Genomic DNA, 25,687 nt, shown 5'->3' on the forward strand with positions numbered 1-25,687 from the left:
GTTAACGCCGGTCGGGCTATAACCCGGCCGGTATCACTTCAGATGTGCACCATACAGCCGCGCGCCCGCAGGATGTCGATGACTTTAGGCGTGCGGGTGAAATCATTCCAGCGCAGATCCAGCTTGCGCAGCCGGCTCAGTTCGCCGAGGCTTTCCGGCAGCTCGCTCAGGCGGTTGGCGCGCAGATCCAGACTTCTCAGCGCTGTCAGCTCACCGATATTTTCCGGCAGGCGCGTCAGTTGATTGAAACGCAGGTTCAGCTCGCTCAATCGCGGCAGGCGGCAGAAGGCTGCCGGCAGTTCGGTGATAGCATTGTTGGCCGCATCGAGTATCTCCAACTCACCGAGCAGAGCCATTTCCGCCGGCAGCGTGGTCAGGGCATTTTTCATGATATGCAGTTCGCGCAGCGCGCGCAGCTGCCCGATTTCGGCGGGCAGGCTGCGGATGCGATTGTTGTATAAACGCAGCTCCTGCAACGCCGCCAGCCTCGGTATTGCCTGCGGCAAGGCGGTCAGTTGGTTATCGGTCGCGTTGAGATAGATGAGCTGCTGCAGCTGTGCCAGCGAATGGGGCAGGTCGCTAAAACCGTTATCGCTCAGATAGAGGTATTTCAGCCGGTGCAGTTGCCCCAACGCTTCAGGCAGTTCGCTCGCGCGATTGTGGCCAAAGTCGAACATCTCGAGCTGTTGCAACTGACCAATCTCCGGCGGCAGACGGTCGAGCTGATTGCAGGAGATATTCAGCACCTGCAGATTCTGGTGCCGGAAGATTGGGGTGGGGAAGGCCGTCAGCTGATTGTCGTACAGGCTGACCTTGCGCAGCGCGCGGCCGGCAAGCTGCGATTCGTCGAGCTGCGTCAGGCTACGGCCGTCGAGATCGAGCTCATCAGCGCTCGCTGCGGGGTTGTGTTGGTGGAGCATGGCGTTCTCCGTCGTTTATGGCGATGTCAGCGCAAAAAAATGCCGGCCAACGTGAGCCGGCCGGCATTTCGTCTGCGGCGTGAATTACTCGACGCGCAGGATACGGCTGGTATTGGTGGTACCGACGGTTTCCATCACGTCGCCCTGGGTGACGATCACCAGATCGCCGGAGACCAGGAAGCCTTTGTCACGCAGGCGATTGACGGCTTCATTGGCGGCGATCACGCCGTCTTTGTGGCTGTCGAAATATACCGGCGTCACGCCGCGATACAGCGCAGTCAGGTTCAGCGTGTGCTCATGACGCGACATGGCGAAGATCGGCAGGCCGGAGCTGATGCGTGACATCATCAGCGCGGTGCGGCCGGACTCAGTCATGGCGATCAGCGCGGTGACGCCTTTCAGGTGGTTGGCCGCATACATCGAAGACATGGCGATCGCCTCTTCGATATTGTCGAACTGCACGTCCAAACGGTGTTTGGAAACGTTGATGCTCGGGATCTTCTCGGCGCCCAGACAAACGCGCGCCATCGCCGCCACGGTTTCCGCCGGGTATTGGCCAGCAGCGGTTTCCGCCGACAGCATGACGGCGTCGGTGCCGTCCAGCACGGCGTTGGCCACGTCCATGACTTCGGCGCGGGTCGGCATCGGGTTGGTGATCATTGACTCCATCATCTGAGTCGCGGTGATCACCGCGCGGTTCAGGGTGCGGGCGCGGCGGATCAGTTTCTTCTGAATGCCGACCAGTTCCGGATCGCCGATTTCGACGCCGAGGTCGCCACGGGCAACCATCACCACGTCGGAGGCCAGAATAATGTCGTCCATCGCTTCGTCGGTGCAAACCGCTTCGGCGCGCTCAACCTTGGACACGATCTTGGCGTTGCAGCCCGCATCGCGCGCCAGGCGGCGGGCATAGTTCAGGTCTTCACCGGTACGCGGGAAGGAGACCGCCAGATAGTCGACGCCAATCTTGGCGGCGGTCACGATGTCCGCCTTGTCTTTTTCGGTCAGCGCTTCGGCTGACAGGCCACCGCCTAGCTTGTTGATGCCCTTGTTGTTGGACAACGGGCCGCCGACGGTCACTTCGGTAAACACTTTCATGCCCTGAACTTCGAGCACTTTTAACTGAACGCGGCCGTCGTCAAGCAGCAGGACATCGCCCGGCACGACGTCGGCAGGCAGGCCTTTATAGTCGATACCGACTTTTTCTTTATCGCCTTCGCCTTTTGACAGGTTGGCGTCCAGCAGGAATTTATCACCCACGTTGAGGAAGATTTTGCCTTCCTTGAAGGTGGATACGCGGATTTTCGGCCCTTGCAGATCGCCGAGGATAGCGACGTGACGTCCCAGTTTGGCAGCGATTTCGCGCACTTTGTCTGCGCGAGCCTGGTGATCTTCCGGGCTGCCGTGGGAGAAGTTAAGCCGAACTACGTTGGCACCGGCGGCAATGATCTTTTCCAGATTATTGTCGCGGTCTGTAGCCGGACCCAGGGTGGTAACGATTTTGGTTCTTCTGAGCCGTCTGGACATGTATTACTCCGTTGACTGGTGAAGCAAATATTGGTGTTGCGATAACGTCGGATAACGAAACCAGGCGTGAAATGTAATTTTACAACACTGATATTTCACCCGGGTTACCCGCATGAGCATGTTAACAGGGTACCGCCTCTGATGCCGTCATTCAAATGTCTGTTGAACGGCGATTTTTTTCTTCGTCGGGTCACGAATCAAAACTGTTGGGAATGACCACGCCTTTATCAAAGCGCGATTCTTTGAGCGCTTCTTTGACCCGCTTCAAGTTATCTCTGAATTTAGCCCCTCGGCGCAAGGTAAATCCGGTGGCAAGCACGTCAATGAGCGTTAATTGCGCGATCCGCGACACCATCGGCATGTAAACGTCGGTGTCTTCAGGCACATCGAGCAGCAACGCGAGGGTCGCCGCTTGGGCGAGCGGGGTGTCGCGCGAGGTGATAGCCAGTACCGTGGCGTCGTTCTCCCGCGCCAGGTGAGCCATCTCCACCAGATTTTTGGTGCGGCCGGTGTGTGAGATCAGCACCACCACGTCACCCTCGCCGGAGTTCATGCAGCTCATGCGTTGCATGACGATGTCATCGAAGTAGACCACCGGAATGTTGAAGCGGAAAAATTTGTTCATCGCGTCGTGCGCCACCGCCGCGGAGGCACCCAGGCCGAAGAAAGAGATCTTTTTTGCCTGGGTGAGCAGGTCAACCGCACGATTGATTGCGGCAATATCCAAATTTGCCTTTACTGTATCCAGGCTGGCCATGACCGATTCGAAGATCTTGCTGGTATAGGAATCGACGCTGTCGTCTTCCTCAACGTTACGGTTTACGTAGGGCGTGCCGTTAGCCAGGCTTTGGGCGAGGTGCAGTTTGAAATCGGGAAAGCCTTTGGTATCAAGGCGGCGGCAAAAACGGTTGACGGTAGGTTCGCTGACGTCGGCCATGCGCGCCAGCGTGGCAATGCTGGAGTGAATGGCGGTCTGTGGGGAGGCCAGGATCACCTCGGCGACTTTCCTTTCAGATTTGCTCAGGCGTTCCAGATGGTTCTGGATTTTGTCCAGCGTATTCATATAACGAGAGTCACTCATGGTTTTATCCCTGTGGCTTTCAAGCAACAGCGCCGAATTTCGCCCGTGTTCGCCGTGCACGCAGACGCCAAACGAGCGGCTGTAACCTGGAATCGATAGGGTATGTCGATTTCAAACAAAGGAGAAATCAATGCCGGTTTAGTGAAAATATACTACGTGCTGGTAACCGTTGGCAGTCTCGACAGGGCGTATGCAGGCTTTTTTCACCAGAATATGACCTGTGTCTAACTTTCATAATGGTAACAGAGCGTCAAAAAAGACGAAAAATTACAGTTTTGCCCGCCTGTGCGGGCTCTGGCGCGCATTGGCGCTATCACTGGAATCTTGAGGTCTTTTTTCCTGCTTCTGCACCGGGTTTGCTGGCCGTAGTCAAACAGAGTACATTAGTAATGTAAGAAAATTACAAATATCCTGCAACGAGGAGATGAACATGGCGGTAACCTCTACAGCCCAGGCGTGTGACCTGGTTATTTTCGGCGCGAAAGGTGATTTGGCGCGCCGTAAGCTGCTGCCTTCCCTGTACCAGTTAGAGAAAGCCGGACACATCCACCCGGATACGCGGATTATCGGCGTCGGCCGCGCGGAGTGGGATAAAAAAGCGTATACCGAAGTGGTCAAGGAAGCGCTTGGCACCTTCATGAAGGAAAAACTGGATGACGAACTCTGGGCCACGCTGAGCGCACGCCTGGACTTTTGCAACCTGGACGTCAACGACAGCAAGAACTTTACCAAACTGGGTAAAATGCTGGATCAGAAACACCGCACCACCATCAACTACTTCGCCATGCCGCCAAGCACCTTTGGCGCCATCTGCAAAGGGTTGGGCGAAGCCAAGTTGAACCATGAGCCGGCGCGCGTGGTGATGGAGAAACCGTTGGGCACCGATCTGGCGTCTTCCCGCGTGATCAACGATCAGGTGGCGGAGTACTTCAACGAATCCCAGGTTTACCGTATCGACCACTATCTCGGCAAAGAGACGGTGCTGAACCTGTTGGCGCTGCGTTTCGCCAACTCGCTGTTCGCATCCAACTGGGATAACCGCACCATCGATTCGGTGCAGATCACCGTGGCGGAAGAGGTGGGCATCGAAGGGCGCTGGGGTTACTTCGACCAGGCCGGCCAGATGCGCGACATGATCCAGAACCACCTGCTGCAGATCCTGACCATGATCGCCATGTCGCCGCCGGCGGACCTGACGACCGACCGTATCCGCGACGAGAAGGTGAAGGTACTGCGCTCGCTGCGCCGCATCGATCAGACCAATGTACGGGAAACCACCGTGCGCGGGCAGTACACCGCCGGTTTCGTCCAGGGCAAGAAAGTGCCGGGTTATCTGGAAGAGGAAGGCGCGAACAAGAGCAGCAGCACCGAAACCTTCGTCTCCATCCGCGTGGATATCGACAACTGGCAGTGGGCCGGGGTGCCGTTCTACCTGCGTACCGGTAAACGCCTGCCGACCAAATGTTCGGAAGTGGTGGTGTACTTCAAAAACCCGCCGCTTAACCTGTTCAGCGATTCGTACCAGCAGCTGCCGCAGAACAAGCTGACCATCCGTCTGCAACCGGACGAAGGCATCGAAATTCAGGTACTGAACAAGGTGCCGGGGCTGGATCACAAGCACCGTCTGCAGACCACCAAGCTGGACCTGAGCTTCTCGGAAACCTTCAACCAGGAGCACGTGGCGGACGCCTACGAGCGCCTGCTGCTGGAGACCATGCGAGGCATTCAGGCGCTGTTCGTGCGCCGCGATGAAGTGGAAGAGGCCTGGAAGTGGGTCGACTCCATCATGGATGCATGGAAAGCCGACAACGAGGCGCCTAAACCTTATCAGGCGGGCACCTGGGGGCCGGTGGCCTCGGTGGCAATGATCACCCGCGACGGCCGTTCCTGGAACGAGTTCGAATAATGCGCAATGCCGGCAGCCTGTCTGCCGGCTTTTTTTTGCCTGCGATCTGCGCGTGGGCCACATCACTTACGGTACGGCCGGACGTTCGCGCGCTTGCGCGGAGCCCTGTGGCAGGGGCGTGCCATTGTTAACCGCGAGTCATGGAGAAATAACGATGAAAAACTGGAAAACCAGCGCCGAGCAGATCCTGACGGCAGGGCCGGTGGTGCCTGTTATCGTGATCAACAAGTTGGAGCAGGCGGTGCCGCTGGCGAAAGCGTTGGTTGCCGGCGGCGTGCGGGTATTGGAGGTGACGCTGCGCACCGCCTGCGGGCTGGAGGCTATCCGCGCTATCGCCAAAGAGGTGCCGGAGGCGATCATCGGCGCCGGTACGGTGATCAATCCGCAGCAGCTGCGGGAGGTGACCGAGGCGGGGGCGCAGTTCGCCATCAGCCCGGGGCTGACCGACGCTTTGCTGCAGGCGGCGACGGCGGGGTCAATCCCGCTGATTCCGGGCATCAGCACCGTATCTGAACTGATGCTGGGCATGGATTACGGCCTGCGCGAATTCAAATTCTTCCCGGCGGAAGCCAACGGCGGCGTTAAGGCGCTGCAGGCGATCGGCGGCCCGTTCCCGCAGGTGCGTTTTTGCCCGACCGGCGGCATTACGCCGAACAATTACCGCGATTATCTGGCGCTAAAAAGCGTATTGTGCATCGGCGGCTCCTGGTTGGTGCCGGCCGATGCGCTCGAAAGCGGCGACTATGCGCGCATCACTGAACTGGCGCGCAGCGCGGTCAGCGGCGCCGCGTTGTAACCCGCGCCAGGCCTGGGGTTGGCGCTTATTTGCTCACCCGCGGATATCGCAAGGCTCAACGCTCCGTTGGGCCTTTTTTAATTTTTATCGCAATTAACTTTCTTATTTTTAACCCGTTTTTTTCTGCTTTTTTATGAAAACGGCAGTTTGCTTTCTAATTTTGGCTGTGGTAAAAATATCTCAGTTGAAAATTTTACTTTTATGAGGATATTGGGCAAATCGCACGGTGTGCGGCTGATAATAGAGAACTATTATGATGACTATTAACGGAACTACCCTCAGAACCTCTACGTGCCAACTCTTCCTGTCTGCGATCCTTGCCAGTGAGCATCACTGGTGCAGCGAGCTATAGCGTCTTTCTCCCTTAACCGGTGCTGGTAGCGGGCTTAGGCCTTCGCATTACCGTTCAGCCGGGCAAACATTCTTTTTGCGTTTGGGTCAGTTTATCCCCAGGGATCTCTGCGTCTTGCGCGCCGCATTGCGGCCGTCCGACGAGATAAATCGGGATAAATATGCCTTGGCGCGCGTTATTCGCCGTTTGGGAGAAAAATTATGATTTATTGGATCTTTTTAGGTTTGGCCATCATGACCGAAATCATCGGCACCTTGTCGATGAAATACGCTAGCGTCAATGGCGGCATGATCGGGCACATCGTGATGTACATGATGATTACCGCGTCTTATGTATTGTTGTCGGTAGCGATAAAACGCGTGGCGCTGGGTGTGGCCTATGCGCTATGGGAAGGCATCGGCATTCTGTTCATCACCCTGTTCAGCGTGCTGTGGTTCGACGAACCGATCTCGGCGCTGAAGGTGTTGGGCTTGGCTACGCTGATCGCCGGCATCATGCTGGTGAAATCCGGTACCCGCAAAGAGCGAAAACAGGTCAGCCCGCGAGGTGACAACCATGCAACAGTTTGAGTTGTACCACATTGGGTTCCTGGGGCTGGCCATCGTACTGGAAATTATCGCCAACATCTTCCTGAAGATGTCGGACGGCTTCCGTAAAATTTGGCTGGGATTGCTGTCGCTGCTGTCGGTGCTCGGTGCGTTTAGCGCCCTGGCGCAGGCGGTTAAGGGTATCGATCTGTCGATCGCCTATGCGCTGTGGGGCGGTTTCGGTATCGCCGCCACCATCGCCGCAGGCTGGATCATGTTCGGCCAGCGGTTGAACGCCAAAGGCTGGATTGGCCTGGCGCTGTTGCTGACGGGGATGGTGATCCTTAAACTGTCTTGATAGCGGGCAATAAAAAACCGCAGGCGTCGCCGTCTGCGGTTTTTTTTCGTCTGCGCTCAGGCTTACAGCGCGGCGATGATTTTGATTTCCACCTTGTACTTCGGATTCATCAGCTGCGCCTGCACCGTGCAGCGCACCGGCGCGCTGCCGGCGACCACCCAGGCGTCCCAGGCGGCGTTCATCGCGGCGAAGTCGGCGCTGTTGGCCAGGAAAATGGTGGCATCCAGAATACGGCTTTTGTCCGACCCTACGCGTTCCAGCAGCACGTCGATGGCGGCGAGGGCGTTGGCGGTCTGCGCGGTCGCGTCGTCGTCCAGGTTCTCCGGCACGCTGGTGTAGTAAACGGTCTCGTTGTGCACTACGGCTTCGGACCAGCGCTGATCGGGATCAATTCTTTCGATATTCATTTGCTTATCTCCATATCATAGTCGCGCTAAGGGTAGCACAGCCGGTGATAAAAAAGCGCGGCGATAAAGTGGGTGGTAGCCGGGCGGCAGGCTTGGCATAATCACCGTTGAATGACACCGGCAGAGAGACAGCGTGACAGACGATTTTGCAACAGACGGCGCATTGGCGCAGGCTATCAAGGGATTTAAACCGCGTGAGCCGCAGCGGCAGATGGCGCAAGCCGTTACCGAAGCGATCAATTTCAAGCAGGAACTGGTGGTGGAAGCCGGCACCGGCACCGGCAAAACCTTCGCTTATCTGGCGCCGGCGCTGCGTGCCGATCGCAAAGTGATCATCTCCACCGGTTCGAAAGCGCTGCAGGATCAGCTGTATGCGCGCGATCTGCCCACCGTCGCCAAGGCGTTGAAGTACAAAGGCAAGCTGGCGCTGCTCAAAGGGCGCTCCAATTACCTGTGTCTGGAGCGGCTGGAACAGCAGTCGATGGCCGGCGGCGAGCTGGCGGGGCAGACGCTGATCGATCTGGTGCAGCTGCGCAAGTGGTCGTCGCAGACCAAAGAGGGTGATATCAGCACCTGTAGCGAAGTGGCGGAAGACAGCTTCGTCTGGCCATTGGTGACCAGCACCAATGACAACTGTCTGGGCAGCGACTGCCCGCTGTATCAGGATTGCTTCGTGGTCAAGGCGCGCCGCCGCGCGATGGATGCAGATGTGGTGGTGGTAAACCATCACCTGTTCCTGGCGGATATGGTGGTGAAAGAGGGCGGTTTCGCCGAGCTGATCCCAGAAGCCGAGGTGATGATTTTCGACGAGGCGCACCAAATCCCCGACATCGCCAGCCAGTATTTCGGCCAGCAGCTCACCAGCCGCCAGCTGCTGGATCTGGCGAAGGACATCACCATCGCCTACCGCACCGAGGTGCGCGATGCGGCTCAGCTGCAAAAGAGCGCCGATCGTCTCAGCCTGAGCACGCAAGATTTCCGTCTGAATCTGGGAGAACCGGGGTTCCGCGGTAATCTGCGTGACGTGCTCGGCGAACCCAACGTGCAGCGTGCTCTGTTGCTGCTCGATGACGCGCTGGAGCTGTGTTATGACGTGATGAAGCTGTCGCTGGGGCGTTCGGCGTTGCTGGACGCCGCCTTTGAGCGCGCCACGCTGTACCGCGCGCGTCTCAAACGCCTCAAGGCGGTAACGGAACCGGGCTACAGCTATTGGTATGAGTGCAATTCGCGCCACTTCGTGCTGGCGCTGACGCCGCTGACGGTAGCCGATCGTTTCCGCGAAATGCTGGACGAGAAGCCGGGCAGCTGGATCTTTACCTCGGCCACGCTGTCGGTCAACGATCAGTTGGGCCACTTCACCGAACGGCTGGGGCTGACCAAGGCCAAAACGCTGCTGTTGCCGAGCCCGTTCGACTATGCCAAACAGGCGTTGCTGTGCGTGCCGCGCTTTTTGCCTTCGCCGAATCAGCCCGGTGGGGCGCGCCAGCTGGCGCGCATGCTGCGCCCATTAATCGAAGCCAACAACGGCCGCTGCTTCTTCTTGTGCACATCGCACCAGATGATGCGCGAGCTGGCGGAAGAGTTCCGCGCCACGATGACGCTGCCGGTCTTATTGCAAGGGGAAACCAGCAAAGGGCAGCTGCTGGCGCAGTTCGTCGCCGCCGGTAACGCGCTGTTGGTGGCGACCAGCAGCTTCTGGGAAGGGGTGGACGTGCGTGGCGATGCGCTGTCGTGTGTCATCATCGATAAGCTGCCGTTTACTTCACCGGACGATCCGCTGCTGAAGGCGCGCATTGAAGATTGCCGCCTGCGCGGCGGCGATCCGTTCAATGACGTACAGTTACCGGATGCGGTCATCACCCTGAAACAGGGGGTGGGCCGTTTGATCCGCGATACCGACGACCGTGGCGTGCTGGTGATTTGCGATAACCGTCTGGTGATGCGCCCTTATGGCGAGGTGTTCCTCAATAGCCTGCCGCCTACGCCGCGTACCCGCGATCTGAAACAGGCCATCGCCTTCCTGCAGGCCGCCGATACGTCGGCCACGTGAAAGATGAAGGGCTTACGGGGCTGTGCTACAATGCGCGCCCTGTATGAAAAACCCAGTTTTATTCCCGCCAGAGGTTGGCATGTCCACGCGAATTTTAGCGATCGATACCGCGACGGAAGCCTGTTCCGTCGCCGTCTGGAATCAAGGCGAAATCCACGCCCTGTTTGAGCTGTGCCCACGCGAGCATACGCAACGAATTTTACCTATGGTGCAGCAGGTGCTGGCGGAATCCGGTCTGGCGCTCAACCAGCTCGATGCGCTGGCCTTCGGCCGCGGCCCCGGCAGTTTTACCGGGGTGCGCATCGGCATCGGCATCGCTCAGGGCCTGGCGCTGGGCGCCGATTTGCCGATGATTGGCATTTCCACGCTGCAAACCATGGCGCAGGGCGCCTGGCGCGTCAGCGGCGCGGCGCGCGTGCTGGCAGCGATCGATGCGCGCATGGGGGAAGTCTACTGGGGGCAGTTCGAACGCCAAGTGGACGGCAGCTGGTTGGAAAGCGAAGGCGAGGCGGTGCTGTCGCCGGCGCAGGCGCTCGAGCGTGCACAGCGTCTGCAGGGCGAATGGGCCCACGTCGGCACCGGCTGGCAAACCTATCCCGACCTGGTCAACGGTTCTACGCTGAGCGTGCGTGACGGCCAAATGCTGCTGCCGCAGGCGCAAGACATGCTGCCGCTGGCGCTGCACGCCTGGCAACAGGGGTTGGCGGTGGCGGTGGAAAACGCCGAGCCGACCTATCTTCGCAATGAAGTCACCTGGAAAAAACTGCCGGGCCGCGAGTAATCGCGGCGTATTGTGCTGTTGTTGATGCCGGGCGATGAAGGCCTGCAACTTGAACGACGAAACGCGGTCAAAGTTACAGGCATTTCAGGAGATTGCGACCATGTTAATCCGCACTGCAAGTAAAAAGCTGTCGCTGCTGGCCGTCGCCTGCGGCGCGCTGGTTCTGACCGGGTGCGTCACCGTACCGGATGCGATCAAAGGCTCCAGCCCTTCGCCGGTGACTCAGCTTTCCTCGGTACAAAATGCACCGAACCTGTTTACTGGCGCGGAAGCCCGCTTCGGCGGCACTGTGGTGAACGTCGCCAACGAACAAGGGCGTACGCTGCTGGAGATCGCGGCGGTGCCGCTCGACAGCGGTGCGCGGCCGATACTGGGTGAACCGTCGAACGGCCGCTTGCTGGCCACGGTGAACGGCTTCCTCGAACCGGTCGATTTCAAAGGCCAACTGGTGACCGTCGTCGGCCCTATCACCGGCCTGAAAGAGGGGCGGATCGGCATGACGCCATATCGTTTCGTAACGATGAACGTGACCGGTTTCAAGCGCTGGCATCTGGTGCAGCAGGTGGTGATGCCGCCTGCGCCGATGGGCCCTTGGGGCTGGCGCGGTGGTCCGTGGGGGCCCGGCTGGGGCGCAGGCTATGGCTGGTACAACCCCGGTCCGGCACAGGTGCAAACCATCGTAACCGAGTAGCATACGCTTGATGTGAACATATTTGACAGGGCGGCTCAGGCCGCCCTTTTGCTTTTTGGGATAGGGAATATCCGACAATTAGTGACGTACATCGCAACCTGAATAATGTTTAAAACCCGAACTGGTCTGCTGAGTTAAAATATTGTTATGGTTAGGCTGCGAGTTTGAGGGCTGCGATGATAATTAGTAATGATTTCAGGAGTAATACCTTGGATAAGGTCTGGTTAAAACGGTATCCGGCAGATGTGCCCGCAGAGATTGATGCCGATCGCTATTCGTCGTTGATCGAAATGTTTGAGCATGCCGTGCAGCGTTATGCCGATCAGCCCGCCTTTATCAACATGGGCGAGGTGATGACCTTCCGCAAACTGGAAGAACGCAGCCGGGCTTTCGCGGCTTACCTGCAAAATGAACTGGGTCTGAAGAAAGGCGACCGTGTCGCGCTGATGATGCCTAACCTGTTGCAATACCCCATCGCTCTGTTCGGCATTCTGCGTGCCGGCATGGTGGTGGTCAACGTCAACCCGTTGTATACCCCGCGCGAGCTGGAGCACCAGTTGAACGATAGCGGGGCCAGCGCCATCGTTATCGTTTCCAACTTTGCCCATACGCTGGAAAAAGTGGTGTTCAACACCCAGGTCAAACACGTGATCCTGACGCGCATGGGCGACCAGCTTTCGGCCGCCAAAGGCACGTTGGTCAACTTCGTGGTCAAATACGTCAAGCGCCTGGTGCCCAAATACAACCTGCCGGACGCCATTTCCTTCCGCAGCGCGCTGCAGCGCGGCCGCCGTCTGCAATATGTAAAACCGGACATCATTAATAGCGATTTGGCTTTCCTGCAATACACCGGCGGCACCACCGGCGTGGCGAAGGGCGCGATGCTGACGCACCGTAACATGCAGGCCAACCTTGAGCAGGCCAAGGCCGCCTATTCGCCGCTGTTCCGTGAAGGGCAGGAGCTGGTGGTGACGGCGCTGCCGCTGTATCACATTTTCGCGCTGACGGTGAACTGCCTGCTGTTTATCGATCTGGGCGGGCGTAATTTGCTGATCACCAACCCGCGTGACATTCCGGGTCTGGTGAAGGAGCTGGGTAAATATCCGTTCACCGCCATGAGCGGGGTGAATACGCTGTTCAACGCGTTGCTGAACAACGAAGAGTTCCACAAACTCGATTTCTCTACGCTGCGTTTCTCGGTCGGCGGCGGTATGTCGGTGCAAAAAGCGGTGGCCGAGAAGTGGGAGAAAACCACCGGTAAACACCTGCTGGAAGGCTATGGTCTGACCGAGTGCGCGCCGCTGGTGGCCGGTAACCCTTACGATCTGAAACACTACAGCGGCAGCATCGGCCTGCCGGTGCCGTCGACGGACATTCGGTTGGTGGACGACAACGGCCATGACGTGCCGCCGGGCGAACCGGGCGAACTGTGGGTCAAAGGGCCGCAAGTTATGTTAGGCTATTGGCAGCGCCCGGAAGCCACCGACGAAGTGCTTAAAGATGGCTGGCTGGCGACCGGCGATGTGGTGACCGTGGACGATCAGGGATTTGTGCGCATCGTCGACCGCAAGAAAGACATGATCCTGGTCTCGGGTTTCAACGTGTATCCGAACGAGATTGAAGATGTGGTCAGCCAGCACCCGAAAGTGCTGGAATGTGCGGCAATCGGCGTGCCCAGCGAGGCCTCCGGTGAAACGGTGAAGATCTGCGTGGTGAAGAAAGACGCCTCGCTGACCAAGGAAGAGCTGTTGACCCATTGCCGTCGCCACCTGACCGGGTATAAAGTGCCTAAAATTGTTGAGTTCCGCGATGAACTGCCGAAGTCGAACGTCGGCAAGATTTTGCGGCGAGAACTGCGCGATGAGCTAAAAACGCCGAAGCCGGCCGATGCCGCCTAGGTGTCGCTTTCGCGTCTGACTATCAACAACGCCGGTGAATGCCGGCGTTGTTGTGTTTGAATCCTACAAGAGAATGATGTTTTGAATTATCAGTTGATCACTACCGATGCCGGATTGCAGCAGGTCTGCGAGCAGGCGAGAAAGCATGCCCAGATTGCGCTGGACACCGAGTTTGTCAGAACGCGCACCTACTATCCTCAGCTGGGCCTGATCCAGCTCTACGACGGTGAACAACTCTCCCTCATCGATCCTCTGCCGATCAAGCAATGGCAGCCGTTTGTCGACCTGCTGGCCGACACCGCCGTGGTGAAGTTCCTGCATGCCGGCAGTGAAGATCTTGAAGTGTTTCTCAACACCTTTAAAACGCTGCCGACGCCGATGATCGACACCCAGATCCTGGCGGCCTTTACCGGTCGGCCGCTCTCCTGCGGTTTTGCGACGCTGGTGGCGGAGTACATGAAGGTTGAACTGGACAAGAGCGAGTCGCGCACCGACTGGCTGGCGCGCCCGCTGACCGAAAGACAGTGCGTGTATGCGGCCGCCGACGTGTTCTACCTGCTGCCGATGGCCAAACAGCTGGTGCAGGAGACCGAAGAGGCCGGCTGGACTGCTGCGGCCCATAACGAGTGCCTGCTGCTGTGCCAACGCCGTAGCGAGACGCTGGCGCCGGAAGTGGCCTATCGCGAAATCAGCAATGCCTGGCAGCTGCGCCCGCGTCAGCTCGGCTGTTTGCAGAAGTTGGCAGAATGGCGGTTGCGCCAGGCGCGCGAGCGCGATCTGGCGGTGAACTTCGTGGTGCGTGAGGAGAACCTATGGCAGGTGGCGCGCTATATGCCGTCTTCGCTCGGAGAACTGGATTCTCTGGGGCTGAGCGGGCCGGAGATCCGTTATCACGGCAAAACGCTGCTGGCGCTGGTGGCCGAAGCCGAAGCGCTGGAGGAGTCCGAGTTGCCCGCGCCATTGGCTAACCTTATCGATCAGCCGGGCTACAAGAAGGTGTTTAAGGACATCAAGGCCGCTATCGCTACCGTCAGCGAGCAAAGCGGGTTGAGCAGCGAGCTGCTGGCATCCCGTCGCCAAATTAACCAATTGTTGAACTGGCATTGGAAACTGAAGGACGGCGAGAGTCGCCCTGAATTAATCAGCGGCTGGCGCGGCGATTTATTAATGGCGCCGTTGCAGGACATCCTGAAAGATTATTAATCGCTGGTTATCACCAGGGCAGGGTAGGGAAACTCTGCTCGGGTGAATATAGGCAGGAAATAATGCGTTGAAGGTAAATCTGGCCAGAATTTACTTTAAACGAGGTGGCGGCAAAGTTAATTGGGAATTGTCCCAAAGGGAAAAATCAATTTTTTGCTGCCGATAATGCTTAATAACTGGATACACATACAGTTACCCCCTGCATAAAATATACAGGGGGTAATTAATGCGTCGCAATCATTTAGCTGCTTCTTCCGATTCCGGTAATGTCACGTTAAGTTCAAGTACCGAAATATCGTCCCCTTTCTGCTCGAACTGCACATGCAGCATTTCAGGATCGATCTGAATGTATTTGCAAATAACCGCCAGAATATCGCGTTTCAGATCAGGCAGATACGGGGGCTCACTGTCCCCGCGACGACGCTCTGCGACGATAATCTGCAGCCGTTCCTTGGCTATATTGGCTGTCTGTTTTTTGCGGGACAGAAAGAAGTCTAATAAGGCCATGGTTTATCCCCCAAAAAGGCGTTTCAGGAAACCCTTCTTCTCTTCTTCAATGAAGCGGAATGGGCGTTCTTCCCCCAACAAGCGGCAAACGGTATCGTCGTACGCCTTACCGGCGTCTGACTCGGCATCCAGAATGACAGGCTCACCCTGGTTGGAAGCGCGCAGCACGGACTGGTCTTCCGGGATCACACCCACCAGCGGAATGCGCAGAATTTCAAGCACGTCTTCCATGCTCAGCATGTCGCCACGGCTGACGCGGCCCGGGTTGTAACGGGTCAGCAGCAGGTGTTCCTTGATTGGCGATTCGCCTTTCTCGGCGCGGCGTGACTTGGAAGAGAGGATACCCAGGATACGGTCAGAGTCGCGTACCGAAGACACTTCCGGGTTGGTGGTGATGATAGCTTCGTCGGCGAAATACAGCGCCATCAGCGCACCGGTTTCGATACCGGCCGGTGAATCGCACACCACGAAGTCAAAATCCATCTCGCCGAGATCGTTGAGGATTTTTTCAACGCCTTCGCGGGTCAACGCGTCTTTGTCGCGCGTCTGCGAAGCCGGCAGGATATAGAGGTTTTCAGTGCGTTTGTCTTTGATCAACGCCTGATTCAGCGTGGCATCGCCCTGAATCACGTTCACGAAATCATACACTACCCGACGTTCGCAGCCCATAATCAGGTCAAGATTACGCAGGCCGATATCGAAATCGATCACGACGGTTTTCTTGCCTTTCTGGGCCAGGCCGGTAGCGATGGCCGCGCTCGAAGTGGTCTTGCCAACGCCCCCTTTACCCGATGTAACAACAATAATGCGTGCCATGAAATGGATTCCTTGTCAAAAGGGCTTAATTTAAAGGTTGTATGGTTAAAGCGTTATCCAACAGGCTGAGTCGTACGGCCTGCCCGACGTAATCGGACGGGATTTGGTCGCTCAACCAGTACTGCCCTGCGATAGAGACTAGCTCAGCCGCCAGGTGGGTGCAAAAAATCTGACATTGCGTGTCGCCTGACGCGCCTGCCAGTGCGCGACCGCGCATCATGCCGTAGACATGAATATTGCCATCGGCAATCAATTCGGCGCCGGCGCTGACGCTGCTGGTCACGATAAGATCGCAGTTGCGGGCGTAAATCTGTTGGCCGGAACGGACAGGCGTACTGATGATGCGCGTTTTGGCGGGGGCGTTATCCGCCACCACGGGCGCAGGTGCAGGCTCCGGCGCAGCCATCTTCTGGCCTTTGCCTTCGCTCAGCAGCGGCAGCCCGGCACGGGCTATCGCGCGCTTTTGACGCTCATCTCTGCAACCGCTGATACCCACAACGCGCAGGCCTGCTGCCGCGACAGCCTGTTGAAGTTCTTTCCAGTTCGCATCGCCTTCCAGCGTTGCGACGTTGATAACAACAGGGGCGTTTTTCAGAAAAGCGGGCGCTTGCTCAACTTTTTCCTGTAACGCCTGACGTATTACCTCGGGCTGTGAATTATGCAAATGAACAACCGATAGGGTAAAACTGCTGCCTTTTAGCTCAATTGGCGATTGTGACATCTATCCTGACTCAGTCTCAGCAACTTTAAATCCCCGGAATACCACTCGGGGTGCGATATTCCGATGTACTATAAGCATGTTATAGTCAGAGTTATATCCAGGCAAGACGCTCCCTCAATTAAATAGAGTTAAAAAAATGCTTTGTGTGATCTATAGAAGCCCGAAACGCGATCAAACTTATCTTTATGTCGAAAAAAAAGACGATTTCTCTCGTGTGCCGGAAGCGCTGATGAAAAGTTTCGGTGTACCGCAATTCGCCATGATGCTGTCGCTCGATGAGCGCAAGAAATTGGCCTCGGCGGATATCGAAAAGGTGAAGCAGGCGTTGAAAGACGAAGGCTATTACCTGCAGTTCCCGCCGCCGGTAGAAAACCTGCTCAACCAGCATCTGGCGGGCGACAAGGCCTGAGACAGTTGCCACGGCCAGGGGAGGCGCGATGACACCTTCGGCAAGAAGAATTGTATTGGCCGCCTGGCTGACGTTGGGCGGGGTGCTGATGCCGGGCGCAGCGCAGGCGGCGCAGGAGACGAGCGGCCGGGATCCGGCGCAGTTCCCGGCGTATGTCGAACAGCTCAAGCGCCGGGCGCGGGAGCAGGGCATCAGTCAGGCCACCCTCGACCGCGCCTTTGCGCAAATCCATTTCGTCGATCGGGTGATCAAGGCCGATCGCAATCAGCCGGAGCAGAAGGTAACCCTGGACGACTATCTGCGGCGGGTAATGACGCCCGTTAAAGTGCGCCAGGGGCGCGAACTGTACCGGCAGCGCCACGCGCAATGGACGCGCGCCGGCGAGCGCTACCGGGTGCCGGGGCGCTATATCATCGCGCTGTGGGGCATGGAGAGCGCCTACGGCAAGATTCAGGGGCGGGAAGATGTGGTGTCCGCGCTGGCGACGCTGGCGTTTGAAGGGCGCCGCGAAGCCTTTTTCAGCCAGGAGCTGATGGCGGCACTGCAGATAGTCGAGCAGGGGCACGTCGGCGATACACCGCTGAAAGGTTCCTGGGCCGGCGCGATGGGGCAATGCCAGTTTATGCCGAGCTCTTTCCTGCGCTATGCGGCGGACGGTGACGGTGACGGGCGCATCGATATCTGGAACAACATTGATGATGTCTTCGCGTCTACGGCCAGTTATTTGTCCAAAGAGGGCTGGCAGCCCGGCATCGGCTGGGGGCGTGAGGTCAAACTGCCCGCCGGTTTCAATCGGGCCGAGCTGGGGTTGAAAGACGAGCAGGCGCGCAGCGTCAACGCTTGGCAACAACGTGGGGTGCGTCGTGCGGATGGCAGTGCGTTGCCGCATGCCGTTCTGCGCGGTTGGATCATCGCGCCGGATGATCTGCAGGGCCGGACGTTCCTGGTCTATGATAATTTCCGCACCCTCATGCACTGGAATCGCTCTTACTACTTCGCTATCGCCGTGGGTATGATGGCGGACGCGATCGGACATTGATCCGGCACACCAATAATCGGCTTGGCGCGCCAAGCCTCTACAGTTTGGGAGAAGCGGTATGTATCAACACAGAGACTGGCAGGGTTCGCTGCTCGATTTCCCGGTGAACAAGGTGGTCTGCGTCGGCAGCAACTACGCCGATCACATCAAGGAAATGGGCAGCGCGGTGTCCGTCGAGCCGGTGGTGTTCATCAAACCGGAAACGGCGTTATGCGATATCCGCCAGCCGGTGGCCATCCCTAAAGAGTTCGGTGCGGTGCATCATGAGGTAGAGCTGGCGGTACTGATCGGCACGCCGTTGAAGCAGGCCAACGAAGATCGCGTGGCGCGTGCGATTGCCGGTTACGGCGTGGCGCTCGATCTGACGTTGCGCGATTTGCAGGCGGGCTTTAAAAAAGCCGGCCAACCGTGGGAAAAGGCCAAGGCCTTCGACGGTTCCTGCCCGATGTCGGGGTTTATTCCGGTGGCGGAATTCGGCGATCCGCAAAACGCCGAGCTGTCGTTGACCGTCAACGATCAACTGCGCCAGCAGGGCAATACGCGCGACATGATCACGCCGATCCTGCCGCTAATCAGCTATATGAGCCGTTTCTTCACGCTGCGCGCCGGCGACATCATCCTGACCGGCACGCCGCAGGGCGTGGGCCCGATGGCTTCCGGCGACATGCTGAAAATCAGCCTGAACGGCAAAACGCTCAGCACCCGGGTGATCTGATTTCTCCTTGCCGCCGGCGGTGTCGGCGGCAAAGCTTGCATCTTGTGGCTAAAATGTCTATATAGTCCCCCCTCGAACCTGTGCGCAGGTGACTTATCCATTTACCGAAACCGGACGCTAACATGTCACAACTCGCTTTTTGGCAACAGAAAACGCTGGCGGAAATGTCAGAACAAGAGTGGGAATCGCTGTGCGACGGGTGCGGGCAATGCTGTTTGAATAAGCTGATCGACGAAGATACCGACGAGATTTATTTTACCAACGTAGCCTGCAACCAGCTCAACATCAAATCCTGCCAATGCCGTAACTATGAGCGGCGCTTCGAGCTGGAAGAAGACTGCATCAAACTGACGCGCGAGAATCTCACTACCTTTGAGTGGTTGCCACCGACCTGCGCCTATCGCCTGATCGGTGAAGGCAAGCCGCTGTTCCCCTGGCATCCGCTGCTGAGCGGTTCCAAGGCGGCAATGCATGGCGAGCGCATTACGGTGCGGCATATCGCGGTGCGTGAAAGCGAGGTGGTGGACTGGCAGGACCATATCCTTAACAAGCCGGACTGGGCCAGATAAAGGCGGGCGCCTGCAGAGCAATACGCGTTTTCATGCAAGAGGGCGGCGTGTTCAGACATGCCGCCCTCTGCGTTATTGAGCTAACCACCGGGTGTGGGGCTCATGGCATAAGCCGCCATTTCACGCTTTTTTGTCGCGGCGATGCCAGTTAGCCAGATTTTTCAGCGGCTGCTTCACATACGGGCTGGCCTTGATCAGGCTGAACAGCAGTTTATTCACCGCCGTACCTACTTTGTCCATTGGCCGGTCGATATCGAGAAACAGCACAGCGCGCAGTTCGTCGGTATCATTGCGAACCTCGTGTTCGTAGGAATCATCAAACAAAATCACCTTGCCTTCATCCCAGTGCAGAATTTGGTCGTCAACGCGGATCCAGAGCTTTTCCCGATCCTTTGGCACGATTAATCCCAAATGCGCGCGCACCACGGCACGAGTCGGGCCTTTGTGGGGGACGATGTGATAGTGCGGCTTAAGGATCGAAAACATGGCGGTGCGCATGCCGGGGATCTCGCTGACCGCCTGTGCGGTCTGCGGGCAAATGGCGCAGTTCTCATCAACCCGCTGCCCGTAGACAAACAGCCCGAAGGTTTTCCAATTATCCCCTTTGGAGATGCGTTGCTGATCCGGTGATATTTGGTGGAACGCGGGGATATCCTCCGGGTGCTCCAGCAACCGATCCAACTCCTCGCGAATGGCAGGCCAACGGGCTTCCAGCGCCGTCACCCAATTAAATTCATGATTACCGATCCGCGGCGTGGTGGAGATCAGCGAATGGCGAGTCTGAAATTCGCCGTTCCAGCGCAGGAATTTTTTCCCGGCTTTGAGCAGCATGCGCCGCAGGAACGGGCGCTGAGACGAAGGGGGCAATGTGGTATCCGGCATAGTATCGTGTCCTTGATGTCATTGGCCTACTGCATTCAGCATAAGGAAAGAATCACGAACGATTTTAATCATTAGTGCGCGAACGGTGGCCGATGAGTGATACCGCGCAGAGTTAAATTTGAATGATTTATTTAAAGGCAGCGGGGACTGACGGTTGGGGGCAGAAGGAAAAAAGCCCCTACAAAGATGAGGGGCAAGACACACAACAACACCAGGGAAATCGGTAGTACTCACGTTGCCGATACTATAAGGATTTTATGGGTAAACTTCACCAAAATATTGTGCTCTGAATGTGACAAAGGCGCAGTCGTTCATAAGTAACGGTAATTTATTGATGCTCGAAGGTTGAAAGGAAGGGCCGGTTTTAGCCGCCGGTATTGCAGAAGTTTAATGTTATGTAAATTACGTGCTGAACTGAGCCGGGATGCTTCTTTTTAAACGATAAGTTGGGTAATTTGGCCGCTCTCCCGCAAGTTCGAGAGCATAACAATGAAAATGGTCCGTCTGTTTGCCGTAGCTGGAGCGCTAATCGTGCTCGTTTACTTCCTTACACATACCTGAAATGGGGTTATCTCTGAATTTGACAGTAATACCCTAAAAAAACGGCGCCAGGTGGCGCCGTTTTTTGTTTGTCTGCCGTTCAGCGGCCGAACAGATCGCGGCGGCGTGGGCGGACAAACTGTGCGATCAGTACAATCAGCGCCACCAGCAGATAGGCGCCGAAGATACCAACCAGCCATTGTGGCATTTCCAGCGTCAGGAACTGCCATTGACGCACGGAACAGTCACCGGAAGCGTGGAACACCGCCGGCAACCATTTGTCCAGCGGCAGCCAGGACGGGAAGCTGACGAAGAAATCGCAGGTATTGAATGGCGAGGGGTGCAGTTGGATCATGGTGTGTTTCCACGCCAGCTGTACGCCTTCCCAGGCGCTGTAGATCCACAGCAAGATCGCCGCGTAGCGCAGCGGGGTTTTCGGCGCGATAGCGCCTACCAACGAGGCGCCGAGGATGCCGAATAGCGCGCAACGCTCGTAAATGCACATCACGCACGGCTGCAGCAGCATAACGTGCTGGAAATAGAGCGCGACCAGTTCCAACACCAACGCTGTCAGGGCCATCAGCAGCCAGGCGCCGCGTCCTTGTGAACAGCGGTTAAAGAATTGCAACATATCTAGATTCTTCCATGCAGTAAGCAATTGAACCGGCAGTGTAAACCAATTCCCCCTCGCTGCCAGCCACTTGGGCCGGTTTCAGCGTAAAAATATCGGTTCACCCTGCCGGCGCCGTCTCAGTGGCTGACGGTGTCGATGGGCGGCAGCGTCAGCCAATGCCACTGCGTCAACAGCTCGGTCGCCGGCTCCAAAGTGAATTGGACGCACAGCAGGCCAACTACCGTCAACACCACCGTATAAGGCAGGGCCATCCAGACCATGCGGCCATACGACAGACGCACCAGCGGCGCCAATGCCGACGTCAGCAGGAACAGAAACGCCGCCTGCCCATTAGGGGTGGCGACCGAGGGCAGGTTGGTGCCGGTATTGATGGCGACCGCCAGCAGCTCGAACTGCTTCAGCCCGATCGCGCCGGTTTCCAGCGCGGTGCGCGCCTCGTTGATGTAAACGGTGCCGACGAACACGTTGTCGGAAACCGACGACAGCAGGCCGTTGAACAGGTAGAACAGCGAAAGCTGAGAGGAGGGCTCGGCGCGCAGCACAAACTGGATCACCGGGCTGAACAGGTGCTGTTCGATGATCACTGCGACCACGGTGAAGAACACCGTCAGCAGAGCGGTGAATGGCAGCGCTTCCTGGAACGCTTTGCCGATGGCGTGCTCGTCATTCACGCCGCACAGGGAGGTGGCGAGAACGATGACCGACAGGCCGATCAGCCCAACTTCTGCCAGATGGAAGGCCAACGCCAGCACCAGCCAAACGCCGATCAGCGCCTGCATCACCAATTTAAGCCGTTCTTGTTTGCTACGGCCTGCGCTGGCCTTGCGGTCATACTCTTTCAGCACGTCGCGCACCGCTCCCGGCAATTGCGCGCCGTAGCCAAACAGGCGAAAACGTTCTACCAGCCAACACACCAGCAGGCCGCACACCAACACCGGCAGCGTGACCGGCGCCATACGCAGGAAGAAATCGATAAAACCCCAGCCCGCGTTTTTGGCGATAATCAGGTTTTGCGGCTCGCCCACCATGGTCATGACCCCGCCGAGCGCGGTGCCGACGCCGGCGTGCATCAGCAGGCTGCGCAGAAAGGCGCGGAATTGCTCCAGCGTCTGTTTGCGCTCTTCGCCGGTAAAATCACTGTCATCGCCAATGTCGCCGTCAGGGCGGTTTGACGTCACGTTGTGATAGATGGAATAGAAACCGGTGGCCACGCTGATCACTACCGCCACGACCGTCAGCGCGTCGAGGAAGGCAGAAAGGAAGGCGGCGGCCAGGCAAAACGCCAGCGACAGCAGCGTTTTCGAACGGATGTTGAGCAGCAGCTTGGTGAACACGAACAGCAGCAGCTGCTTCATAAAGTAGATGCCTGCCACCATAAAGATCAGCAGCAGCAACACTTCCAGATTATGTTCGATTTCCTGCGAAACCTGCGCCGGGCTGGTCATGCCGATGGCCACGGCCTCTAGCGCCAGCAGGCCGCCCGGCAGCAACGGGTAGCATTTCAGCGCCATCGCCAGGGTAAAGATGAACTCGACCACCAGCAGCCAACCCGCAATAAACGGGCTGGCGAAAAAGAACACCAGGGGGTTGATCGCCAGAAAAATGAGAATGGTCAGTTTGTACCAGTCGGGAGATTGCCCCAGAAAATTTTTGAGCAGGGCGCTGCGCAGGGTTGTTTCCATTGTCCTCTATGCATCCTTAATCAGTCGTAGCACGTACCCTAACAATGCGGTGGGGGCGTGTGCAACCGGAGCTTGTTTTACGGCGGCAAATTTCCTTCGGCCGGTGTTTTTGCGCGTTTTTTGCCACTTTATGCACACTTTCGTTTATTGTTTTTCGCTCACGCTATGTCATGTCAGCACGATCTGGTATGATGAGCTGATTACTTTTACTGATTTTATCGTCGCAACGGAACGTCAAACACATGGTCATAAAGGCGCAGAGTCCTGCCGGTTTCGCGGAAGAGTACATTATTGAGAGTATTTGGAATAATCGCTTCCCCCCTGGCTCTATTTTGCCCGCGGAGCGTGAGCTTTCGGAGTTGATTGGCGTCACGCGCACTACGTTACGTGAAGTGTTGCAACGTCTGGCCCGCGATGGTTGGTTGACCATTCAGCATGGCAAACCGACCAAAGTGAACAATTTCTGGGAAACGTCCGGCCTCAATATCCTTGAGACCGTCGCCCGTCTCGATCACAAAAGCGTCCCGCAGCTGATCGATAACCTGCTGTCCGTGCGCACCAATATCGCGTCAATCTTTATTCGCGCCGCGGTGCGCAATCATCCGGAACAGGCCCAGGAAGTGCTGGCGAAAGCCGCCGAGGTAGAAGATCAGGCAGACGCGTTCAATCTGCTCGATTACGAGATCTTCCGTGGTTTGGCGTTCGCTTCTGGCAACCCGATCTACGGCTTGATTTTCAACGGCCTGAAAGGGCTGTACACCCGCGTGGGCCGTTACTACTTCTCCAACCCGGAAGCGCGTAAGCTGGCGCTGACCTTCTACAGCAAGCTGTCCACGCTGTGCCATGAGAAGCTGTACGACCAGGTGATGGACACCGTGCGCAACTACGGTAAAGACAGCGGGGCGATTTGGCAGAGCATGCAGGGCACCATGCCGAGCGATCTGACCGAAGCGCGTCGCTGATTGCGTATTAATGAAATTAAGAAAGGGCGCCATTTTGGCGCCCTTTGTCGTTATGGTGGATTACAGCGGCGTTGGTCGCGGCGGGCACCGATCGAGCAGCTCCACGCTGCCGTCTTCGTTTTGCTGCTCGAGGATCACGTCGAAGCCCCACAGGCGGTGCAGGTGCTTCAACACGTCGCGACGGCTTTTATCCAACGGCGCACGCTCCTGTGGGATATAACGCAATGTTAGCGAGCGGTCGCCGCGCAGGTCCACGTTCCAGATCTGAATGTTCGGCTCGTGATTGCTCAGGTTGTATTGTGCAGACAGCTCCTGACGGATCGCCCGGTAGCCGGCCTCGTTGTGGATCGCGGCAATTTCCAGATAGTTGTTGCGATCGTCGTCCAGCACGGTGAACAAGCGGAAGTCGCGCATCACTTTGGGCGACAGGAACTGGCTGATAAAGCTCTCGTCCTTGAAGTCGCGCATGGCGAAGTGCAGTGTCTCCAACCAGTCTTTTCCGGCGATGTCCGGGAACCAGTAGCGGTCTTCCTCGGTCGGTGATTGGCAGATGCGCTTGATGTCCTGGAACATGGCGAAGCCCAGTGCATAAGGGTTGATGCCGTTATAGTACGGGCTGTTGTAAGGCGGCTGATACACCACGTTGGTGTGGCTGTGTAAAAACTCCAGCATAAACCGCTCGGTCACACGGCCCTCGTCGTACAAATGGTTGAGGATGGTGTAGTGCCAGAAGGTGGCCCAGCCCTCGTTCATCACCTGAGTCTGTTTTTGCGGGTAGAAATACTGGCTGACTTTGCGCACGATGCGTAACACCTCACGCTGCCAAGGTTCCAGTAGCGGTGCGTTCTTCTCGATAAAATAGAGGATATTTTCCTGCGGTTCGCTTGGATAGCGACGAGCCTGCTCCGGCGACTCTTCGCGCTCGACGCGTGGCAGGGTCTTCCACAGCGTGTTCACCTGGCTTTGCAGATATTCTTCGCGGCTTTTCTGGCGCGCTTTTTCTTCCACCAAGGAGATTTTCTGCGGGCGTTTGTACCTGTCGACGCCGTAGCTCATCAGTGCGTGGCAGGAGTCCAGCAACCGTTCCACTTCTTCTACGCCGTAGCGTTCTTCGCACTGGCTGATGTAGTGACGGGCGAACAACAGATAATCGACGATGGAACTGGCGTCGGTCCAGCTGCGGAACAGATAGTTATTCTTGAAGAACGAGTTGTGGCCATAGCAGGCGTGTGCCATCACCAGCGCCTGCATGGTGATGGTGTTCTCCTCCATCAGGTAGGCGATGCAGGGATTGGAGTTGATGACGATTTCATACGCCAGCCCTTGCTGGCCCTGTTTGTAGCGCTGTTCGGTTTCGATGAACTTCTTGCCGAAGGACCAATGGGTATAGTTGATCGGCATGCCGACGCTCGAATAGGCGTCCATCATCTGCTCGGAGGTGATCACCTCGATCTGATGGGGGTAGGTGTCGAGCCGGTAATGCTTGGCGACGCGGTCGATCTGCTCCAAATACACCTGCAGCAGTTCGAACGTCCAGTCCGGTCCATCGCTCAGACGTTTATCATCCTTAACCTTTTCATGTGTTGAAGTAGTCATCAGCGCACCCTCATTATTCACGGGTCTTGCTCAAACGGCAGACCCTGTAACAAGCATAGTTCAAGTCATAATTAATCATTGCAAATCAGTGAAATAAAAATGCCGGTACGCAAAGGCG

25 protein-coding genes are annotated in these 25,687 nt (G+C 57.2%); 14 read left to right on the forward strand and 11 right to left on the reverse strand.

All coding sequences use genetic code 11. From position 1 onward, the window contains the following. Positions 1–38 precede the first annotated feature (38 nt). The 3 genes from RE418_RS16925 to RE418_RS16935 form a co-directional block, all read right to left on the reverse strand. Positions 39–920 carry a leucine-rich repeat domain-containing protein gene (locus RE418_RS16925; protein WP_043143025.1) on the reverse strand — a complete coding sequence of 294 codons (882 nt, stop codon included), beginning with the start codon at positions 918–920 and terminating at the stop codon, positions 39–41. An 84-nt stretch (positions 921–1,004) separates the two neighbouring features. Then, positions 1,005–2,447 carry a pyruvate kinase gene (gene pyk / locus RE418_RS16930; RefSeq protein WP_004932339.1) on the reverse strand — a complete coding sequence of 481 codons (1,443 nt, stop codon included), beginning with the start codon at positions 2,445–2,447 and terminating at the stop codon, positions 1,005–1,007. A 190-nt stretch (positions 2,448–2,637) separates the two neighbouring features. After that, on the reverse strand, positions 2,638–3,510 hold the full coding sequence (locus RE418_RS16935) for a MurR/RpiR family transcriptional regulator (protein ID WP_025303120.1): 873 nt from the start codon (positions 3,508–3,510) through the stop codon (positions 2,638–2,640). A gap of 448 nt (positions 3,511–3,958) precedes the next feature. On the opposite strand from RE418_RS16935, the gene zwf reads away from it, so the two are divergent. The 4 genes from zwf to mdtI all read left to right on the forward strand — a co-directional run bounded on the left by zwf (position 3,959) and on the right by mdtI (position 7,467). Beyond that, positions 3,959–5,434, forward strand: coding sequence for a glucose-6-phosphate dehydrogenase (zwf, locus tag RE418_RS16940; protein WP_019452799.1), 1,476 nt, complete (start codon positions 3,959–3,961; stop codon positions 5,432–5,434). A 154-nt stretch (positions 5,435–5,588) separates the two neighbouring features. Then, positions 5,589–6,230 (forward strand): bifunctional 4-hydroxy-2-oxoglutarate aldolase/2-dehydro-3-deoxy-phosphogluconate aldolase, encoded by a 642-nt coding sequence (locus tag RE418_RS16945; protein WP_025303119.1) that lies wholly within the window; start codon positions 5,589–5,591, stop codon positions 6,228–6,230. 552 nt (positions 6,231–6,782) lie between these two features. Next, entirely contained in the window at positions 6,783–7,151 is a 369-nt protein-coding gene (gene mdtJ, locus RE418_RS16950) for a multidrug/spermidine efflux SMR transporter subunit MdtJ (RefSeq protein WP_089180994.1), read from the forward strand. Further along, entirely contained in the window at positions 7,138–7,467 is a 330-nt protein-coding gene (gene mdtI / locus RE418_RS16955) for a multidrug/spermidine efflux SMR transporter subunit MdtI (RefSeq protein WP_016927446.1), read from the forward strand. Before mdtJ ends, mdtI begins: the two co-directional genes overlap by 14 nt. Before the next feature lie 62 nt (positions 7,468–7,529). Here mdtI and RE418_RS16960 read toward each other — a convergent pair whose 3' ends face one another. Continuing rightward, complete coding sequence (locus RE418_RS16960) at positions 7,530–7,874, reverse strand: RidA family protein (protein ID WP_025303117.1); 345 nt, start codon at positions 7,872–7,874, stop codon at positions 7,530–7,532. 133 nt (positions 7,875–8,007) lie between these two features. Between RE418_RS16960 and RE418_RS16965 the strand changes: the two genes are divergently transcribed. The 5 genes from RE418_RS16965 (at position 8,008) to rnd (ending at position 14,497) form a co-directional block, all read left to right on the forward strand. Further along, positions 8,008–9,924, forward strand: a complete 1,917-nt coding sequence (locus RE418_RS16965) for an ATP-dependent DNA helicase (protein ID WP_004932318.1) — start codon at positions 8,008–8,010, stop codon at positions 9,922–9,924. Between the two features lie 79 nt (positions 9,925–10,003). Then, positions 10,004–10,705 (forward strand): tRNA (adenosine(37)-N6)-threonylcarbamoyltransferase complex dimerization subunit type 1 TsaB, encoded by a 702-nt coding sequence (gene tsaB / locus RE418_RS16970; RefSeq protein ID WP_025303116.1) that lies wholly within the window; start codon positions 10,004–10,006, stop codon positions 10,703–10,705. A 100-nt stretch (positions 10,706–10,805) separates the two neighbouring features. Beyond that, positions 10,806–11,396, forward strand: a complete 591-nt coding sequence (locus RE418_RS16975) for a Slp family lipoprotein (protein WP_021503867.1) — start codon at positions 10,806–10,808, stop codon at positions 11,394–11,396. 209 nt (positions 11,397–11,605) lie between these two features. Then, positions 11,606–13,294 (forward strand): long-chain-fatty-acid--CoA ligase FadD, encoded by a 1,689-nt coding sequence (gene fadD, locus RE418_RS16980; RefSeq protein ID WP_025303115.1) that lies wholly within the window; start codon positions 11,606–11,608, stop codon positions 13,292–13,294. An 81-nt stretch (positions 13,295–13,375) separates the two neighbouring features. Next, the gene (rnd, locus tag RE418_RS16985) at positions 13,376–14,497 is read left to right on the forward strand and encodes a ribonuclease D (RefSeq protein ID WP_089180993.1); all 1,122 of its coding nucleotides are present in this window, start codon (positions 13,376–13,378) and stop codon (positions 14,495–14,497) included. A 237-nt stretch (positions 14,498–14,734) separates the two neighbouring features. Here rnd and minE read toward each other — a convergent pair whose 3' ends face one another. From minE to minC, 3 genes are read right to left on the reverse strand one after another with little or no spacing between them, the layout of a single operon-like run. Further along, positions 14,735–15,004: a cell division topological specificity factor MinE gene (gene minE / locus RE418_RS16990; protein WP_004932303.1), complete on the reverse strand. Its 270-nt coding sequence runs from the start codon at positions 15,002–15,004 to the stop codon at positions 14,735–14,737. 3 nt (positions 15,005–15,007) lie between these two features. Continuing rightward, the gene (gene minD, locus RE418_RS16995; protein ID WP_016927452.1) at positions 15,008–15,820 is read right to left on the reverse strand and encodes a septum site-determining protein MinD; all 813 of its coding nucleotides are present in this window, start codon (positions 15,818–15,820) and stop codon (positions 15,008–15,010) included. A 25-nt stretch (positions 15,821–15,845) separates the two neighbouring features. After that, positions 15,846–16,541 carry a septum site-determining protein MinC gene (minC, locus tag RE418_RS17000; protein WP_025303113.1) on the reverse strand — a complete coding sequence of 232 codons (696 nt, stop codon included), beginning with the start codon at positions 16,539–16,541 and terminating at the stop codon, positions 15,846–15,848. Positions 16,542–16,677: 136 nt separating this feature from the next. Here minC and RE418_RS17005 point away from each other — a divergent pair, with 136 nt between their 5' ends. The 4 genes from RE418_RS17005 to RE418_RS17020 all read left to right on the forward strand — a co-directional run bounded on the left by RE418_RS17005 (position 16,678) and on the right by RE418_RS17020 (position 19,273). Next, complete coding sequence (locus RE418_RS17005; protein ID WP_033643340.1) at positions 16,678–16,950, forward strand: YcgL domain-containing protein; 273 nt, start codon at positions 16,678–16,680, stop codon at positions 16,948–16,950. Positions 16,951–17,038: 88 nt separating this feature from the next. Continuing rightward, positions 17,039–17,989 (forward strand): lytic transglycosylase domain-containing protein, encoded by a 951-nt coding sequence (locus RE418_RS17010; RefSeq protein WP_233494404.1) that lies wholly within the window; start codon positions 17,039–17,041, stop codon positions 17,987–17,989. A gap of 58 nt (positions 17,990–18,047) precedes the next feature. Continuing rightward, positions 18,048–18,704 (forward strand): fumarylacetoacetate hydrolase family protein, encoded by a 657-nt coding sequence (locus tag RE418_RS17015; RefSeq protein WP_004932286.1) that lies wholly within the window; start codon positions 18,048–18,050, stop codon positions 18,702–18,704. 122 nt (positions 18,705–18,826) lie between these two features. Beyond that, on the forward strand, positions 18,827–19,273 hold the full coding sequence (locus RE418_RS17020) for a YcgN family cysteine cluster protein (protein WP_025303110.1): 447 nt from the start codon (positions 18,827–18,829) through the stop codon (positions 19,271–19,273). A 120-nt stretch (positions 19,274–19,393) separates the two neighbouring features. On the opposite strand, the gene RE418_RS17025 is transcribed toward RE418_RS17020, so the two are convergent. From RE418_RS17025 to nhaB, 3 genes are all read right to left on the reverse strand, one after another. Then, a complete protein-coding gene (locus RE418_RS17025) occupies positions 19,394–20,155 on the reverse strand; it encodes an aspartyl/asparaginyl beta-hydroxylase domain-containing protein (protein WP_049209184.1) in 762 nt (253 codons plus the stop codon). A 640-nt stretch (positions 20,156–20,795) separates the two neighbouring features. Then, on the reverse strand, positions 20,796–21,326 hold the full coding sequence (dsbB, locus tag RE418_RS17030) for a disulfide bond formation protein DsbB (protein ID WP_004932277.1): 531 nt from the start codon (positions 21,324–21,326) through the stop codon (positions 20,796–20,798). Between the two features lie 119 nt (positions 21,327–21,445). Further along, positions 21,446–23,011, reverse strand: coding sequence for a sodium/proton antiporter NhaB (gene nhaB, locus RE418_RS17035; RefSeq protein WP_025303108.1), 1,566 nt, complete (start codon positions 23,009–23,011; stop codon positions 21,446–21,448). A gap of 242 nt (positions 23,012–23,253) precedes the next feature. Between nhaB and fadR the strand changes: the two genes are divergently transcribed. Next, positions 23,254–23,973 (forward strand): fatty acid metabolism transcriptional regulator FadR, encoded by a 720-nt coding sequence (gene fadR, locus RE418_RS17040; protein ID WP_025303107.1) that lies wholly within the window; start codon positions 23,254–23,256, stop codon positions 23,971–23,973. A 60-nt stretch (positions 23,974–24,033) separates the two neighbouring features. Here the strand turns inward: fadR and RE418_RS17045 are convergent, their stop codons facing one another. Next, positions 24,034–25,569: a SpoVR family protein gene (locus tag RE418_RS17045; RefSeq protein ID WP_025303106.1), complete on the reverse strand. Its 1,536-nt coding sequence runs from the start codon at positions 25,567–25,569 to the stop codon at positions 24,034–24,036. Between the last annotated feature and the right edge of the window lie 118 nt (positions 25,570–25,687).

Origin of the sequence: Serratia sp. szju (assembly GCF_044594185.1) — a bacterium.
GTDB classification, from domain to species: Bacteria; Pseudomonadota; Gammaproteobacteria; order Enterobacterales; family Enterobacteriaceae; genus Serratia; species Serratia bockelmannii.